We start from the raw sequence: 17,038 nt of genomic DNA, 5'->3' as shown, positions 1-17,038 counted from the left end.
GCGATGAATTTTCCCCGCCGCAGCGGGCCCTGCGCTGAGCGTCAGGATTCGGTTTCGTGCTCTTCTTCACGCGCCTGACGCCCTTTGCCAACATAGAAGCGCGAACAGAATACGCCAACCTCAAACAGGCAGTACATCGGAATAGCGAGCAAAGTTTGTGAAAATATATCCGGTGGGGTTAACAGCATCCCGACGACAAACGCGCCGACCAGCATATAAGGACGCTTCTGACGTAACATTTCAGGCGTGGTCACGCCGGTCCAGCACAGCAGGACGATCGCTATCGGCACTTCAAAAGCGACGCCAAAGGCCATAAACAGCGTCATGACGAAGTCGAGATAGCTGGAGATGTCGGTCGCCATAGTAACGCCCTGTGGCGCGGTTTTGGCGAAAAAACTGAACGCCATCGGGAATACCACGAAATAGGCGAAGGCCACGCCGATATAAAACAGCAGAGTGCTGGAGAAAAGCAGCGGCATGACCAGACGGCGTTCATGGCGATACAGCGCCGGCGCCACAAATGCCCAGATCTGATAGAGAAGGACCGGAACCGCAAGGAAAATAGCAACGATAATGGTGAGCTTAATCGGCGTCAGAAACGGCGAGGCCACATCGGTCGCGATCATGCTGGCGCCAGCCGGCAGCTGCTTGATAAGCGGCTCCGCGACCAACTGATAAATATCGTTAGAGAAGTAAACCAGCGCCACAAAAATGACCAGCACGGCAATAATACAGTTAAGCAGCCGCTTGCGTAGCTCAATCAGATGGCTGATCAGCGGTTGGGAATCTTCAACGGCCATGGTTATCATTCATTGTTGGTTGAGAAGAAGCTGCTGACGTTTCTGGTGAAACGTTTAGCGAAGGCGTCGCAGCAGGAGCGGTAGCCTGGCCGCCAGGCGATGCGGAGGTTGAAGCCGCCGCAGAGCCAACGGCAGGCGCATGAAGATCCACCACCGGCTTCGGTGCCGCAAGCGTTTCTTCGCTGCCCGCTGTGGGTTTTTGCTCCGGCGCGCTGGCCTGATGATCCGCTGTGGCTGGCGTTACGCCGCTATGTTCATCCTGCGGGCGCTTAATCAGCGGATTATGGATGGTATGCGCTTCGTCATCGGCCTGTTCATTTTCGCCTAAATAAGAACGACGCATAGAATCTGCGGATTTACGCAGCTCCTCCATCGACTCTTTCAATTCCGGAGAAAGGGTGTTCTTACTGGCCTGCTCTACTTTTTTCAGGCTGTCCTGCAGCTCCTGTAGTTTCAGCTCCTGCGCCAGTTCGTTTTGCACGTTAGCCGCCAGCGAACGCATGGCGCGGATCCAGCCAACCACCGTTTTCACTGCAACAGGCAAACGCTGCGGGCCAAGCACTACCAGCCCAATGACGAACACTAAAACCAGTTCGCTAAAACCTATGTCGAACACGTGTTATACCTGCTCTTTATCTTTTTTTGCCTCTTCCTTGTTTGCCGTATTCGCCTGCTTATCCGTTAGCGGCCGGGCATCAAATTCAGCATCCTGCTGTTTAGATGCCTCTTTATCTTCGTCGCCCATCGCTTTTTTAAAGCCCTTGATCGATGAGCCTAAATCGGAGCCGAGCGTACGTAATTTATTGGTGCCGAAAAGAAGAACCACGATCACGGCAATGATAAGTAACTGCCAAATGCTGATACCGCCCATGAGTATGCCTCTGATGAAAAGTCTAAAACATGTGAAAAGGCAGTATACCCCAGCTTATGGCCCGGTGACGATGCGTAAGCCCGCCGCCCTGGCCACAAAAGGGATTTTTACCTTTCCTGACAATCGATCAGGCTGAACGCCGCCAGCCGATAATCCAGGCAAGCAGACCGGCAATAATGATTATCGTCGGCAGCACTTCCATGCCGGGACGGGCAATCAACAGCGCCGTGCCGCTCAGCAGCAGCGTGGCGCCGATACCGAATAAATAGCGTGACTGATGCTGTCTTTCACGCTGCACGCTCAGCTCGTTAGCCAGCCGATCGACGCTAAACTGCAACCGTTTATGCTGACGCATACTGTCGTAGAACAGATCCGGCAACTCCGGCAGGCGCTCGGCCCAGAACGGCGCTTTTTCTTTAACCGAGCGGATAATCGCCGGGAGCCCTACCTGGTCTTTAATCCACTCTTCAAGAAACGGCTTCGCGGTTTTCCACAAATCCAGCTGGGGATAAAGCTGACGGCCCACGCCTTCGATATAGAGCAGCGTTTTCTGCAGCAGCACCAGCTGCGGCTGCACTTCCATATTAAAGCGGCGCGCGGTATTGAACAGGTTCAGCAATACGTGACCAAAAGAGATTTCCGCCAGCGGTTTCTCAAATATCGGTTCGCAAACGGTACGAATGGCGAATTCGAAATCTTCAACGTTGGTATTCGCCGGCACCCAGCCGGAATCAACGTGCAGCTCGGCGACTTTACGGTAATCGCGGTTAAAGAAAGCGATAAAGTTTTCCGCCAGGTAGCGCTTATCCGCTTTATTCAATGACCCGACGATCCCGCAGTCGATACCGATATACAGCGGATCGTGCGGATGTTCATAGCTAACGAAAATATTGCCGGGATGCATATCCGCATGGAAAAAACTGTCGCGGAATACCTGGGTAAAAAAGACCTGGACGCCACGTTCAGCCAGCAGCCGCATATTAACGCCATGCTGCTCCAGCGCGACCACATCGTTGATGGGAATGCCGTAGATACGCTCCATCACCAGCATCGTTTCGCTGCAGTAATCGGAATAAACTTCCGGCACGTACAGCATATTGCTGTTTTCGAAGTTACGCCGCAGCTGGATAGAGTTTGCCGCCTCACGCAGCAGATTCAGCTCATCAATCAAAGTTTTTTCGTAGTCCGCCACCACTTCCACCGGGCGCAGACGACGGCTTTCCGGCATCAGACGCGGCAGCCAGCGGGCCAAACGATAGATCAAACGCATATCCGCTTTGATAACCGGCAAAATATCCGGGCGAATCACTTTGATCACCACCGCTTTACCGTTTTCCTTCAGCGTCGCAGTATGGACCTGGGCAATCGAGGCGGAGGCCAGCGGAGTAATATCAAACTCATCAAACCAGGCTTCAAGCGGGCCGCCCAACGATTTTTCAATCTGCTCTTTAGCCAGCGTGCCGTCAAAGGGCGCAACGCGATCCTGTAGGATCGCCAGCTGGTCGGCGATCAGCGGCGGGAACAGATCGCGGCGGGTAGACATCATCTGGCCAAACTTGATCCATACCGGTCCCAGCTCCTCCATCGCCATACGCAGACGCACGCCCAGCGCCAGATCTTTATGCCGGTTAGGCAGCCAGAAGATACCGCGACGCCACAGGCGAATCGGTAGGGTAATACGCAGGCGTGGGATCAATTCATCCAGGCCGTAGCTCAGGAAGACTTTGATAATAAAATAGAGGCGGCGCAGTTCTCCGGGCGTCATTTAGCCTCCAGCTGTAGCAGACGTTGTTCCAGCTGGCTGGCCTGGCGCTCCAGCGCGTCAACTTCTTCGCCGTACCAGGCCATCTCCAGCGGACCAGGCGCAACGCGCCACTCTTCGGTCAGGGTTTCCGTCAGGTAGCGCTGTTTGCGCTGAATATCGCCGCGCAGCAGCTGTAACCCGCGTCGGGCGACGTTGCTGATGCTCTGGGCGACAATATCGCCGGTCCAGGGCGCCAGATATTCGGCCGGATCGAGTTCGGCCATATCAATCAGCGCGGAAAACTGCTGCACCACCTGGAGATCGCCTTCGACTTCCAGCTCACCGTGGCGGATCATCCCGGTCAGCTGCTGACGGTCACGCAGTTTCGGCAGCAGCGACAGCCGGGTGATCACCGTACAGTCGCAGCGGTCTTGCCATTCGCCCAGCACATCCACCTGATGCTCGCTGAACACCAGAGTAACCGGCTGCGACAGCTCCTGTAACCGGAGCTGTAAAACCTTACCATTCAAACGCTGGCGGGCCGCTTTCAGGCCGCGATCGCGATAAAGAATTCGATTTAGTGCGGTCTCCAGACCGGCGGTTAACAGCGGGGTTAACGTCATTCGCTTTCCTGCTTAAAACTTGAACCCACGGTGCAGAGCGACAATTCCGCCCGTCAGGTTGTGATACGAAGTGTTTTCGAAACCGGCATCCATCATCATTGACTTTAACGTCTCCTGATCGGGATGCATACGGATCGATTCAGCCAGATAACGATAGCTTTCAGCATCTTTCGCCACCAGCTCGCCGATACGCGGCAACACATGGAAAGAATAAGCGTCGTATACTTTGCTCAGCGGTTCCAGTACCGGTTTAGAAAACTCCAGAACCAGCAGGCGTCCGCCCGGCTTCAGTACACGGAACATCGAGGCCAGCGCCTTCTCTTTTTCCGTCACGTTACGCAGACCGAAAGAGATAGTGATGCAGTCGAAATAGTTATCCGGGAAAGGCAGCGCTTCAGCATTTGCCTGCACATAATTGACGTTGCCGATGATGCCGCTATTGCGCAGCTTTTCACGCCCCATTTTCAGCATCGAGCTGTTAATGTCCGCCAGTACCACCTGGCCGGTATCGCCTACCAGACGGGAAAATTTCGCCGTCAAATCACCGGTGCCGCCGGCCAGATCCAACACGCGTTGTCCACGACGCACGCCGCTGCAATCAATAGTGAAACGCTTCCAGATTCGATGGATACCCATCGACATCAAATCGTTCATCAGATCATATTTGGCGGCAACGGAATGAAATACGCCCGCTACCATATCCGCTTTTTCGTCTTTTGCTACGGTACGAAAACCGAAATGTGTCGTGTCCCTGGATTCATCTGCCATCTGCTTCACCTGCTCCACAATCAAATATCTTTGCAGTGTAACAGAGTACCCGTAGTCAGGCACGTTAGCCCGGCGTTATTCATCGTTGCCGAATGCTGTCGTGCCACGCCACAGCGCCCTGTTCCAGCGCGTTTTCCGCCCTGTCGCTCTCTGACTCATCGAGGTCAAAGCACCCGGATTCCGGCATCGCCTGTTCCACCATCCCTGGGTTAATACTGCGCTTTATTTCCACGCCCAAATGACGAAAACTTTCGCTTTGGGCAATCAGATTGCCTCGCCCTTCGGAGAGCTTTTTCATCGCCTGATTATAGCTTTCCTGCGCTCTGTCGAGTTGCTGCCCCATGCTGGTCATATCATCCACAAACAGCCGCATTTTATCGTACAGCCGCGCGGCGCGATCGGCGATGCGCTGCGCATTGCGGCTCTGGTGCTCATAGCGCCAGAGATTATTGATGGTACGCAGCGCCACCAGCAGCGTGGTTGGGCTGACCAGCATAATATTGTGCTGCAGCGCTTCGCTAATCAGTTCCGGCTGGCGATCTATCGCCAGCAAAAAGGCCGGTTCGATCGGAATAAACATCAGCACATAATCAAGCGATCGTAAACCGGGCAATTGTTGATAATCTTTGCGGCTGAGCAGCCGAATATGGCCGCGAATCGCGGAGATATGTTCACCGATCGATTGTTCACGCGTCACCTCGTCATCGGCGTTAAAGTAGCGCTCATAGGCGACCAGCGTCATTTTGGCGTCAATCACCACGTCTTTGCCCTGCGGCAGACGGACAATTACATCCGGCTGCATCCGGCTTTGCGCATCAACCTGAATATTCACCTGCGTTTCATATTCGTGTCCGTCCCGCAGGCCGGACGCTTCCAGTACGCGGCTCAGGACCACTTCGCCCCAGTTACCCTGGGTTTTATTGTCGCCTTTCAGCGCTTTGGTCAGGTTGATCGCCTCCTGCGCCATCTGCGCATTCAGCTGCTGTAAGTTACGGATTTCATGAGCCAGCGTGTGCCGTTCACGCGCTTCCTGACCAAAGCTTTCCTGCACCTGACGGCGAAAACCATCCAGCTGCTCGCGCAGCGGCGTAATTAAACCGTTCAGGCTCTGACGATTCTGTTCATCGACGCGACGGCCGCTCTGTTCAAAAATACGGTTGGCGAGGTTTTCAAACTGCGCGCTAAGGCGTTGTTCGCTATTGGTTAGCAGACGCTGCTTCTCTTCAGCGGCAAGGCGGGTTTCTTCGAGGCGGATAGTGACTTCACGCAGCTCCGCTTCCTGCGCGCTGTTAACCTCCAGCTGATTGCGCAGCTCGCGGCTGAGCTGATCGCATTCATTACGCCAGTAGTCGAAGTGCTGTAGCTTTTCCTGCGCGGCGGTAAGCGCGCCATGCAGCTGACGCAGCTCTTTTTCACGTAGCTGCTGTTGCTGTTGCTCTGCCTGGCGCTGCTGCTGCCGGTGTGTTTCCTGCTGCTGCGCCTGAGCCAGCGCCTGTTCCAGCAGACGGCGCTCCGTTTCCTGGGCGGCCAGTTGTCCGGCCATACGGAAATGGGCAAACAGCCAGCCGGCCAGCACGCCGGCCAGCGCCAAACCGATCCCAACGATAAGCTGGTTATCCACCGCATCCTCTCCTTGCTGCTACAAACAGAGCAAAGGTAGAGGCGCACTGTATGAATGTCCAGACAAAAAAACAGGCTGGCACCAGGCCAGCCCTGAGACTGTTAGCAAACGATCCGCAGCGGGAGCTATAGCCGATCGTAAAGCGGCAAAAATTATCAGGCCCGGCGCTGCAGATTACGCCAGCAGACGGCGCGCCGCATCAACCACAATCGCCACCGCATTGCTTTCGGTCTGCTTCATGGTCGCCGCATCCGGGATCTCTTTCTGGGTACGGTTAACGATCACGCCGGCTACCATCCCGGCGCGCAGGCCCTGGCTGGCGCACATGGTCAGCAGCGTAGCGGACTCCATCTCATAGTTCAGCACGCCCATCTGCTGCCATTCTTTCATCGAGCCCTGGAAACGGCTGACCACCCGACCAGAGAAAGTATCGTAGCGTTCCTGGCCTGGGTAGAAAGTATCTGAAGAGGCGGTAACGCCGATGTGCGGCGTATTGCCAGCGGCTTGCGCGGCTTCAACCAGTGCGGTAGTGCAGGCGAAATCGGCGACGGCCGGAAATTCCATCGGGGCAAAATGCAAACTTGCGCCGTCCAGACGTACCGCCGCGGTGGTAACCAGCACATCGCCGACATTGATGTCAGGCTGAATGGCGCCGGTAGTGCCTACGCGCAGGAAGGTGCGGATACCCAGCTGTGCCAGCTCTTCCACTGCGATAGAGGTAGAAGGGCCGCCGATACCGGTAGAGCAGACAATCACCGCTTTGCCATCCAGCTCAGCGCGCCAGCTGGTGAACTCACGATGCGAGGCCAGAGGCTGAGGATTATCCATTAGCGCCGCAATTTTTTTTACGCGTTCAGGATCGCCCGGCACAATCGCCAGCGTCGCGCCCTGCAGGTCCGCTTTGGTAAGTCCTAAATGAAACACATCTGACTGGGCCATAATCCCTCCTGAGAAAATTCGCTTGTTGACGCTACTCTACGGCAAGCACAGCGAGAAATATGTGAGATTAATCACCAGAGAAAATGAAAGTTACATTTATCTGTGGAAATGTCGTGATTAACATCACATTAAATCATTCTGCTTTACCGGTTTGCTACAAGTTGCTGTGTGTATTTATCCAGCGGAATGTTAAAGAGAAGGCGGACATGCAGGCCGGAGCCTTTGGCTGATTTTGGCTATAGTTACCGGATTGCGCTAATAGCAGCACGGAGATAACAATGAAAACCGATTACAACCTGGGCCAAAAAGAAGGCGATAGCGGGTTCGCCCCGGCGGTGTCGCCTACGGCCGCTACAACGATTATCACGCATAACGACGCCATCCAGGGCGGAGAAACCACCATCAACACTCAGGGCGAAAATATGCCCGCCTGGTATGCGCGTCCTAAAGAAGCCAACGGTCCGCTGCCGGTAGTGCTGGTGGTACAGGAAATTTTTGGCGTTCACGAACATATCCGCGATATTTGCCGCCGTCTGGCGGCAGAAGGCTATCTGGCGGTTGCCCCGGAGCTCTATTTCCGCCAGGGCGATCCCAGCGAATATAGCAATATTCAGCAGCTGATGGAAAATTTAGTCAGTAAGGTTCCCGATGCACAGGTGCTGGCGGATCTCGATCATGTTGCCAACTGGGCGGCAAAACATGGCGGCGATATGCGCAATATGGCGATTACCGGCTTTTGCTGGGGCGGACGCATCGTCTGGCTGTATGCGGCGCATAATCCGCAGCTGAAAGCGGGCGTCGCCTGGTATGGCCGTCTGATCGGCGAAAAAACCATGAAACAGCCGAAGCATCCGATTGATATTGCCGTTGACCTGAATGCGCCGGTGCTGGGGCTGTACGGCGCGAAAGATGGGGGAATTCCGCTGGAAAGCGTCGATTCAATGCGTCAGGCGCTACACGCGGCTAACGCGACGGCGGATATTATCGTCTATCCGGAAGCGGGACATGCATTTAACGCTGATTATCGACCGAGCTATCATGAAGAATCCGCTAAAGATGGCTGGCAACGGATGCTGGCCTGGTTTCATCAATACGGCGTGAAGCCCGCCAGCTAATAAAAAAGGGGCGCTTAGCGCCCCAAACAGACAACACAACGTCTAACGGATAAATCAGAGGTGTTCCGCGCGCAGCTTCTGCGCCGCCTGCACCATATTTGCCAGCGCCAGGCGCGTTTCGCTCCAGCCACGGGTTTTCAGACCGCAGTCCGGGTTCACCCACAGGCGCTCTACCGGAATACGCTGCGCCGCTTTACGCAGCAGCGCTACCATCCATTCAACGTCGGGCACGTTCGGCGAGTGAATGTCATACACGCCAGGGCCGATTTCATTCGGATACTCAAATTCCTCAAAGGATTCCAGCAGTTCCATATCGGAACGCGAGGTTTCGATAGTAATCACATCGGCATCCAGCGCGGCGATAGAATCCATGATGTCGTTAAACTCGCAGTAACACATATGGGTATGGATCTGGGTATCATCCTGCGCAACGGCGGCGTTAAGACGGAACGCATCCACGGCCCAGGTCAGGTAGGCGGCCCAGTCAGATTTGCGCAGCGGCAGGCCTTCACGCAGTGCCGGTTCGTCAATCTGGATAATGCCAATCCCCGCTTCTTCCAGATCTGCCACTTCGTCACGCAACGCCAGCGCAATCTGTTTGGCGATGGTTTCACGTGAAACATCTTCACGCGGGAAAGACCAGCAAAGAATAGTCACCGGACCGGTCAGCATACCTTTGACCGGTTTGCTGGTCAGCGACTGCGCATATTTCGCCCATTCAACGGTAATCGGTTCCGGACGGCTGACATCGCCGATAATCACCGGCGGCTTCACGCAGCGGGAGCCGTAACTCTGTACCCAGCCATTTTGGGTAAAGACAAAGCCATCCAGATGCTCGCCAAAGTATTCCACCATATCGTTACGCTCGGCTTCGCCATGAACCAGTACGTCCAGTCCCAGACACTCCTGCTCAGCGATAGCCTGCTTAATATGTTCAGCAATTCCGGTACGGTAATGGTTGCCGTCGAGACGTCCCTGTTTGAAATCAAGGCGCAGGCCGCGAATTTCGGTGGTTTGCGGGAAAGAGCCGATGGTTGTGGTTGGCCACGCCGGCAGCTGGAAACGTTGACGCTGTGCTTTAGCACGTTCGGCATAGCTGCTTTGTCGCTCGCTATCCTGCGCGTTAATCGCTGCCAGACGCTGAGCTACCGCCGCGTTGTGAACGCGCGCAGAGCTACGGCGTGCGCGGATCGGCGCACTCCAGGCTTCCAGCGAGGCGGCGTCATTATTATTCAGCGCCTGACTCAGCAGCGCCAGTTCGCCGCACTTCTGTAGCGCAAAGGAGAACCAGCTTTTAACTTCGTCATCCAGTCGGGTTTCGCTATTGAGATCGATTGGGCTGTGCAGCAGCGAGCAGGAAGAACCAATCCATAGCTGCTGGCGCTGGCTCACCAGCGGCTGCAGGCGTTCGAACCAGCTGCTGAGATCGGCACGCCAGACGTTACGTCCGTTAATTACGCCGACTGACAGCAGCCACGAAGCCGGGAGCCGCTGGTTCAGGCTGGCAATATCATCCTGGCCATGTACCAGATCGACATGCAGGCCCTGTATCGGCAGTTCACGAATGGTATTAATGTTTTGACCAATGCTGTCAAAATAGGTAGTTAACAGCAGTTTGCTGTGGCCTTGCAGCGCGTCGTAAGCCGGTTTAAACGCGTCCAGCCATGCCTGCGGCAGTTCCAGTACCAGCGCCGGCTCATCAATCTGTACCCATTCAATATCGCGTTTCGCCAGCTCAGCCAGCACCTGCTGATAAACCGGCAGAATCTCTTTCAGCAGCGTCAGACGATCGAACTGCTCGCCTTTCACTTTACCTAACCACAGGTAAGTAACCGGCCCCAGCAGAACCGGCTTCACCTTATGGCCCAGCGCCAGCGCCTCGTCCACTTCATCCAGCAGCTGCGTCCAGCTCAGGCGGAACTGCTGCCCTTTGCTGAATTCCGGCACCATGTAGTGATAGTTGGTATTAAACCATTTAGTCATTTCAGCGGCGGCGGCGGGTTCGCCGCCTGGCGCACGTCCACGGCCAATACGGAACAGCGTATCCAGATCGACCAAGCCGTCACGATTCTGATGGCGCGCCGGAACATTGCCCAGCAGCAGGCTGGTGGTCAGAACGTGATCGTACCAGGCGAAATCGCCTACCGGCACCAGATCCACACCCGCTTCTTTTTGCTGCTGCCAGTGACGAGCGCGCAGCTCACGACCGACTTCCAGCAGATCCTGTTGGCTGCTGTGGCCGGCCCAGTAGCTTTCCTGCGCTTTTTTCAGTTCACGGCGCAGGCCGACACGCGGGAAGCCGAGCGTATGATTCAAAATGGTCATGCTGTTTCTCCATTAAAGCTTAACGATTTAGCGGTATCGGCACGGTCAGTTTACGTACGGCCAGCGCAAAACAACCGGGGCGCAGTGCCGTTTCTCAGGGTTGCGAACCCTGCCCGAACGTAAAATGACGGACCGATCAAGATGTTTAGCCGTCCAGATGTTTACACCGCTATAATCTGCAGGTACTGTATATTCCTCAAGCGCAAATTGTTCATTGTCGATATGAAGGACTCTCATGATCGAAATCAGGCACCTGCGAACGCTGCAGGCACTCAGGAATAGTGGATCTCTGGCCGCAGCGGCGGCGCAGCTTCATCAGACCCAGTCGGCGTTATCTCATCAATTCAGCGATCTGGAGCAACGCCTCGGTTTCCGCCTGTTTGTGCGAAAAAGTCAGCCACTGCGCTTTACGCCGCAGGGTGAAATTCTGTTACAGCTGGCGGAACAGGTGCTGCCGCAGATTCAGCAGGCGCTGCACGCCTGTCACGAACCGCACCAGGCCACGTTGCGCATCGCCATTGAATGTCACAGCTGTATTCAATGGCTGACGCCGGCGCTGGATACGTTTCGGCAAAACTGGCCGCAGGTGATAATGGACTTTAAATCGGGCGTCACCTTCGATCCGCAGCCTGCCCTGCAGCAGGGAAAGCTGGATGTGGTGCTGACGTCAGATATTCTGCCGCGTAGCGGGCTGCACTATGCGCCAATGTTTGATTTCGAGGTCCGTCTGGTGCTGGCGCCGGATCATCCACTGGCGCAGGCTACCGCCATCGCGCCGGAAGATCTGGCTCATGAAGTTTTGATGATTTATCCGGTGCAGCGCCAGCGGCTGGACATCTGGCGTCATTTTTTACAGCCCGCCGGGGTGAGTCCAGCGCTAAAAAGCGTGGATAACACGCTGCTGCTGGTACAAATGGTGGCGGCGCATATGGGAATCGCCGCCCTGCCGCACTGGGTGGTGGAAAATTTTGAGCGTCAGGGATTGATTACCACTAAAACGCTGGGCGCAGGTTTATGGAGCCGTCTTTATGCGGCGGTCAGGGATGGCGAACAGCGGCAGCCGGTCATTGATGGCTTTATCCGCTCCGCTCGTCAGCACGCCTGCCAGCATTTGCCGTTTGTACGGGATGCGTCGCGCAATGCATTGCAGGTAGGATAAAACGGTATGTTGGGTGACAAAGCATTCCGCCCGACTGACATAACTCCTTCATTATTTTTAGCAGATTGATTAACCAAAAGCTGACGCTTAGTTAATTGACGAGCAAACCTCAAACAGCATAATCCTCTTCGGGGAAAAGGTCGTTTCCCCGATACGGACATAACAACCAAGAGGGATTCAAGATGAAAGAATTATCAGTTACAGAAATTCAGGCTGTTAGCGGTGCGGGACGGTTGCAGGACGCGTTATCTAACGCTTACGGCAATTTCTTTAAGCACGCCGCTACCGTGCTGAATGATCTATTTGAGCTGGGTTATAACGCAGAGGAAGCGCAGCAGACGGGTCTGGATTTTGGCAGCCGCCTGGGTAAAGCTCTTGAGGCTAAATTTGCCGGTATCCTCGACTGTATTCAGACTAAGGTTATCGGCTAATTAGTAAATTAATACCGGCGTTTATGGTTCACGCCGGTATTGTTACGTTAGCGAACCCAGCGCCGGTGTATCCATAAAGAGGCAATAATTAATCCGCCACCGATAATAAATGGCGGCCAGTCTGGCTGCTCCTGCCAGATAGCCAGGTTAACCAACAGCCCCGCCGGAACATGCATATTATTCATAATGCCCAGCGTTCCGGCATCAACCTGCGTCGCTCCGTAATTCCACATAAAATAGCCCAGTCCGGAAGCGGCGATGCCCAGCCAGAGCAGAATGCCCCATTGCAGATGGGTGGTGGGTAATTTTTGCGGATTCCCCCAAAGTAACCACGCGATAATCGCTATCAGCACTGCGCCCATATAGAACCAGGAAAAAGCGGTATGCTGCGGCATCGGGCGCGTTTCCTGCAGGCGTTTGTAGCCCACCATGCCGATGGCAAAACAGATATTTGACAGCTGCACCAGGATCAATCCCGTCCAGAAATGGTCGCTGAGCTGGTCATAGCGAATAATCGCCGCGCCCAGCACCGCTAACAGCGCGCTAAACAGATAGCCGATGCGCACGCCTCGTCCGCTGAGCAAGTCGTAGATCAACGTGACATACAGCGGCGTCATAACGGTGAACAGCAAGAATTCCGGCACGCTCAGATAAAGATAGGCTTCAAAGCCCAGCAAATACATTACGCCCAGCTGCATCATACCGACCAGCATATAGAGCAGTAGCGTGGAGGCACGGTAGCCACGCCAGCGCAGAAAAGGCAGAAACACCAGCGCCGCCAGTACCAGACGCACCAGGACGGAAAATACGCTGTCCACCTGTCCCGCCAGATAAACCCCAATCAGGCTGAACGAAAATGCCCACAGAATGGTGGTGATTATGAGTAACGCCACATTACGCATCCAATAATTAAACAGAGCGCTATTGTAACGGAATGCGCCCTCGCGTTAGTGAATATCTGGTTGACATCTGTACGCTTTAACAACAGACATTCGTTTTCTCGCAATAAGATGCGCGAAAGCGAAAGGACTTTTTGATCAATTGAATAGGCTTTTTTCGCTGCTCAGACACGGCTAAAGGTCGTTTTTGTGACGTGCTTTACAACGTCCTGTCATAAAACTGTAACATTTGCGCCTTTCCTCACAGACCCTCTTTTCTGCAGCCCCTATTCTTTGCGCGAAATAGAACATCCGTTAGTCAGCAGTCCCTTTTCGCTCATTTAATGGGCGTTTAAAATCATTTTGTGTCTCTGGAGACCTTGTATGCTTAGCATTTTTAAGCCAGCGCCTCATCAACCGCGTGTCGCTGCGGATCGCACCGATCCCCTTTATCGCCGTCTGCGCTGGCAAATTTTTATCGGCATCTTTTTTGGCTACGCTGCTTATTATCTGGTGCGCAAGAATTTTGCGCTGGCGATGCCTTATCTGGTGGAGCAGGGCTTTTCACGCGGCGACCTCGGCTTTGCGCTGTCCGGTATTTCTATCGCCTATGGTTTTTCAAAATTTATTATGGGCTCGATTTCCGATCGCTCTAATCCGCGCTTTTTCCTGCCTGCCGGGCTGATTTTAGCCGCGCTGGTGATGCTGGTAATGGGATTCGTTCCCTGGGCGACCTCCAGCATTATGGTGATGTTTGCGTTGCTGTTTCTCTGCGGCTGGTTTCAGGGAATGGGCTGGCCGCCGTGCGGGCGTACGATGGTGCACTGGTGGTCGCAAAAAGAACGCGGCGGCATTGTTTCCGTCTGGAACTGCGCGCATAACGTCGGCGGCGGTATTCCCCCTCTGCTGTTTCTGCTGGGTATGGCGTGGTTTAACGACTGGAAAGCGGCGCTCTATATGCCAGCCTTTGCTGCCATTATCATCGCGCTGATCGCTTTTGCCCTGATGCGCGATACGCCGCAGTCGTGCGGTTTGCCGCCAATTGAAGAGTACAAAAACGATTATCCGCCCGACTATAACGAACAGCACGAACAGGAATTAACTGCCAGACAGATTTTTATGCAGTACATCCTGCCTAACAAGCTGCTGTGGTATATCGCGCTGGCCAACGTTTTTGTTTATCTGCTGCGCTACGGCATCCTCGACTGGTCGCCGACTTACCTGAAAGAGGTGAAGCATTTCGCGCTGGATAAATCCTCCTGGACCTATTTCCTGTATGAATACGCGGGTATTCCCGGCACGCTGCTGTGCGGCTGGATGTCGGACAAGGTGTTCAAAGGCAACCGTGGCGCAACCGGCGTTTTCTTTATGGTGCTGGTGACCATCGCCACGGTGATTTACTGGCTTAATCCGGTCGGCAATCCCGGTATCGATATGGCCTGTATGATCGTTATCGGCTTTCTGATTTATGGCCCGGTGATGCTGATTGGGCTGCACGCGCTGGAGCTGGCGCCGAAGAAGGCCGCCGGAACCGCGGCAGGCTTTACCGGCCTGTTTGGTTATCTTGGCGGCTCGGTCGCGGCCAGCGCTATTGTTGGCTATACCGTTGACTATTTTGGCTGGGACGGCGGTTTTTTGATGATGATCGGCGGCTGCGTGCTGGCGGTAATCCTGCTGCTGCTCACCATGTTTAGTGAAAACCAGCACAAGCAACAGCTGCAGCAAGAGGGCAACAAATGAAACTAAAACGGTTACTGGCGGCGTTGTTGCTTACCGGCGCCTGCGGCGTTAGTGCGCAAAATCATGACAAGCTGGTTATCGCGCATCGCGGCGCCAGCGGCTATCTTCCGGAACATACGCTACCTGCTAAGGCGATGGCGTATGCGCAGGGCGCGGATTTTCTTGAGCAGGATCTGGTGCTAACCAAAGACGATCGTCTGGTGGTGCTGCACGATCACTATCTCGATCGCGTTACCGATGTTGCCGATCGCTTTCCTCAGCGCGCACGTAAGGATGGCCGCTTTTATGCGATTGATTTCACGCTGGCGGAGATCCGCGGTCTGAACTTTACCGAAGGTTTTACGATAACGGATGGCAAAAAGATGCAGACCTGGCCGGGCCGTTTCCCTGGCGGAAAATCGACTTTCCATATTCATACTTTTGAAGAGGAAATCGAGTTTATTCAGGGCCTGAACCACTCGACCGGTAAAAATATCGGGCTTTACACCGAGATCAAAGCGCCCTGGTTTCATCATCAGGAAGGCAAAGATATAGCTACTAAAGTTTTGCAGGTGTTGAAGCAGTATGGTTACAGCACTAAACAGGATAATGTCTGGCTGCAGTGTTTCGATTTTAATGAGATAAAGCGCATTAAAAATGAACTGGAGCCGAAAATGGGTATGGATCTTCGGCTGGTGCAGCTGATTACCGAAACCGACTCGCATGAGACAGAAGAGTTAAAACAGGGGAAATGGGTCAACTACAACTACGACTGGATGTTTAAGCCGGGCGCGATGAAAGAGCTGGCGAAGTATGTCGATGGCATCGGCCCGGATTACCATGAGCTGTTTAGCGCCGACTCAAAACCGGGTGATATTCGTCTGACGCCTTTAGCGCAGGAGGCGCACGCCAGCCATTTGCAAATTCATCCTTACACGGTGCGTGCCGATCGGCTGCCGCCCTACGCTACGGACGTTAATCAGCTGTTCGACGCGCTCTATAACAAAGCGCAGGTTGAAGGGCTGTTTACCGATTTCCCGGATAAGGCCATACACTTTTTAGGACGTTCATAACAAAAGCCAGGGCGGCGTTTAAAACCGCCCTGGCTGCCCTATCGCTACGCTTTCCGGCTATGCGCGAACGGATCAACAACGCCAACCGGTCCCTGAATTAACACCGGAACGTTTCTGCGCCAACTTTATCGTCGTTCTCTGGTAACCGGTATCAATATCAGCCCAGAAATAACTCGCGCAGTTTACGCGGCACCGCATCTTCCGCATTGGTGCCAATCACTTCCATTTCCGGCAGCAGATCTTTCAGGCGCTGGTGCGCGTTGCGCATAATGTAGCCTTTCCTGGCCATAATCAGCATCTCTTTATCATTCATGCCGTCGCCGAAGGCGATAGACGATGCCAGCGAGTAGCCCAGCAGTTTAGAGACTTCTTCCAACGCATGGCCTTTTGAAACGCCGCCCGCCATGACCTCCAGACAGGTCGGGAAAGAGAAGCTGACATTAACCCGATCTCCCCAGCGCGCCACGATGGCTTCTTCCAGCGGCACGAGTTTTTCAGCATCGTCACAGATAAAAAAGACTTTACTGATACCGTCGGTAGGCAGCAGACCCGGCTCATAAACCTGGTAGGTGAAGGTGGACTCGCGGAAGTAACGCTCTTCTTCCGGGCGATGACGGTTAAGAAACCATACATCATCACGGTAGACGTTGGTCAGAATATCGGGATCGTCATACTTGATCGCATACAGTTCGCGAGCAATGTCTTCATCAAGGTTATGGCTGAAAATCAGCTCGCCGGCGGTGTTGTGTACGCGCGCGCCGTTGGAGGTGATCATATAAGCTTCGATTTCCAGGCTATCACGCATTTGTGACACATCGACATGATGACGACCGGTGGCGAAAACAAAATGTACGCCGCGCGCGGTGAGCAAGCGGAGCGTCTCTTTTGTGTAAGGCGTTAGACGATGATCGGGAGAAAGCAGGGTGCCATCCAGATCGGAAGCAACTACGTGGTACATGAAAACCTCTGGTT

16 protein-coding genes are annotated in these 17,038 nt (G+C 54.3%); 5 read left to right on the top strand and 11 right to left on the bottom strand.

Features of this window, described 5'->3' with window-relative positions:
* Positions 1-41: 41 nt before the first annotated feature.
* From tatC to udp, 8 genes are all read right to left on the bottom strand, one after another.
* Positions 42-800 (bottom strand): Sec-independent protein translocase subunit TatC, encoded by a 759-nt coding sequence (gene tatC, locus COO59_RS16895; RefSeq protein WP_103060910.1) that lies wholly within the window; start codon positions 798-800, stop codon positions 42-44.
* A complete protein-coding gene (tatB, locus tag COO59_RS16890) occupies positions 790-1,416 on the bottom strand; it encodes a Sec-independent protein translocase protein TatB (RefSeq protein ID WP_103060909.1) in 627 nt (208 codons plus the stop codon). Before tatB ends, tatC begins: the two co-directional genes overlap by 11 nt.
* A gap of 3 nt (positions 1,417-1,419) precedes the next feature.
* On the bottom strand, positions 1,420-1,671 hold the full coding sequence (gene tatA, locus COO59_RS16885) for a Sec-independent protein translocase subunit TatA (protein WP_103060908.1): 252 nt from the start codon (positions 1,669-1,671) through the stop codon (positions 1,420-1,422).
* A gap of 127 nt (positions 1,672-1,798) precedes the next feature.
* Positions 1,799-3,436, bottom strand: coding sequence for a ubiquinone biosynthesis regulatory protein kinase UbiB (gene ubiB, locus COO59_RS16880; protein ID WP_103060907.1), 1,638 nt, complete (start codon positions 3,434-3,436; stop codon positions 1,799-1,801).
* Positions 3,433-4,038: a ubiquinone biosynthesis protein UbiJ gene (ubiJ, locus tag COO59_RS16875; RefSeq protein WP_103060906.1), complete on the bottom strand. Its 606-nt coding sequence runs from the start codon at positions 4,036-4,038 to the stop codon at positions 3,433-3,435. Before ubiJ ends, ubiB begins: the two co-directional genes overlap by 4 nt.
* A 12-nt stretch (positions 4,039-4,050) precedes the next feature.
* A complete protein-coding gene (gene ubiE, locus COO59_RS16870; RefSeq protein ID WP_103060905.1) occupies positions 4,051-4,806 on the bottom strand; it encodes a bifunctional demethylmenaquinone methyltransferase/2-methoxy-6-polyprenyl-1,4-benzoquinol methylase UbiE in 756 nt (251 codons plus the stop codon).
* A gap of 79 nt (positions 4,807-4,885) precedes the next feature.
* Positions 4,886-6,427 (bottom strand): DNA recombination protein RmuC, encoded by a 1,542-nt coding sequence (rmuC, locus tag COO59_RS16865; protein WP_103060904.1) that lies wholly within the window; start codon positions 6,425-6,427, stop codon positions 4,886-4,888.
* 174 nt (positions 6,428-6,601) lie between these two features.
* Positions 6,602-7,366: a uridine phosphorylase gene (gene udp / locus COO59_RS16860; protein ID WP_103060903.1), complete on the bottom strand. Its 765-nt coding sequence runs from the start codon at positions 7,364-7,366 to the stop codon at positions 6,602-6,604.
* A 278-nt stretch (positions 7,367-7,644) separates the two neighbouring features.
* On the opposite strand from udp, the gene COO59_RS16855 reads away from it, so the two are divergent.
* A complete protein-coding gene (locus tag COO59_RS16855) occupies positions 7,645-8,481 on the top strand; it encodes a dienelactone hydrolase family protein (RefSeq protein WP_103060902.1) in 837 nt (278 codons plus the stop codon).
* 54 nt (positions 8,482-8,535) lie between these two features.
* On the opposite strand, the gene metE is transcribed toward COO59_RS16855, so the two are convergent.
* Complete coding sequence (gene metE, locus COO59_RS16850; RefSeq protein WP_103060901.1) at positions 8,536-10,806, bottom strand: 5-methyltetrahydropteroyltriglutamate--homocysteine S-methyltransferase; 2,271 nt, start codon at positions 10,804-10,806, stop codon at positions 8,536-8,538.
* A gap of 235 nt (positions 10,807-11,041) precedes the next feature.
* Between metE and metR the strand changes: the two genes are divergently transcribed.
* Positions 11,042-11,965 carry an HTH-type transcriptional regulator MetR gene (metR, locus tag COO59_RS16845; RefSeq protein WP_103060900.1) on the top strand — a complete coding sequence of 308 codons (924 nt, stop codon included), beginning with the start codon at positions 11,042-11,044 and terminating at the stop codon, positions 11,963-11,965.
* 182 nt (positions 11,966-12,147) lie between these two features.
* Positions 12,148-12,396, top strand: a complete 249-nt coding sequence (locus tag COO59_RS16840; protein ID WP_103060899.1) for a hypothetical protein — start codon at positions 12,148-12,150, stop codon at positions 12,394-12,396.
* 47 nt (positions 12,397-12,443) lie between these two features.
* Here COO59_RS16840 and COO59_RS16835 read toward each other — a convergent pair whose 3' ends face one another.
* Positions 12,444-13,289, bottom strand: a complete 846-nt coding sequence (locus tag COO59_RS16835) for a carboxylate/amino acid/amine transporter (protein ID WP_103060921.1) — start codon at positions 13,287-13,289, stop codon at positions 12,444-12,446.
* Positions 13,290-13,658: 369 nt separating this feature from the next.
* On the opposite strand from COO59_RS16835, the gene glpT reads away from it, so the two are divergent.
* A complete protein-coding gene (glpT, locus tag COO59_RS16830; RefSeq protein WP_103060898.1) occupies positions 13,659-15,014 on the top strand; it encodes a glycerol-3-phosphate transporter in 1,356 nt (451 codons plus the stop codon).
* Positions 15,011-16,066, top strand: coding sequence for a glycerophosphodiester phosphodiesterase (gene glpQ / locus COO59_RS16825; protein ID WP_103060897.1), 1,056 nt, complete (start codon positions 15,011-15,013; stop codon positions 16,064-16,066). The genes glpT and glpQ overlap by 4 nt, the downstream gene beginning before the upstream one ends.
* A gap of 157 nt (positions 16,067-16,223) precedes the next feature.
* On the opposite strand, the gene yigL is transcribed toward glpQ, so the two are convergent.
* Positions 16,224-17,024 (bottom strand): sugar/pyridoxal phosphate phosphatase YigL, encoded by an 801-nt coding sequence (gene yigL / locus COO59_RS16820; RefSeq protein ID WP_103060896.1) that lies wholly within the window; start codon positions 17,022-17,024, stop codon positions 16,224-16,226.
* Positions 17,025-17,038: the final 14 nt, after the last annotated feature.

The organism is Mixta theicola (assembly GCF_002895925.1).
Lineage (GTDB): Bacteria > Pseudomonadota > Gammaproteobacteria > Enterobacterales > Enterobacteriaceae > Mixta > Mixta theicola.
Note: the sequence above shows the minus strand (reverse complement) of the source record. Positions and strands in the feature narration are given on the sequence as shown.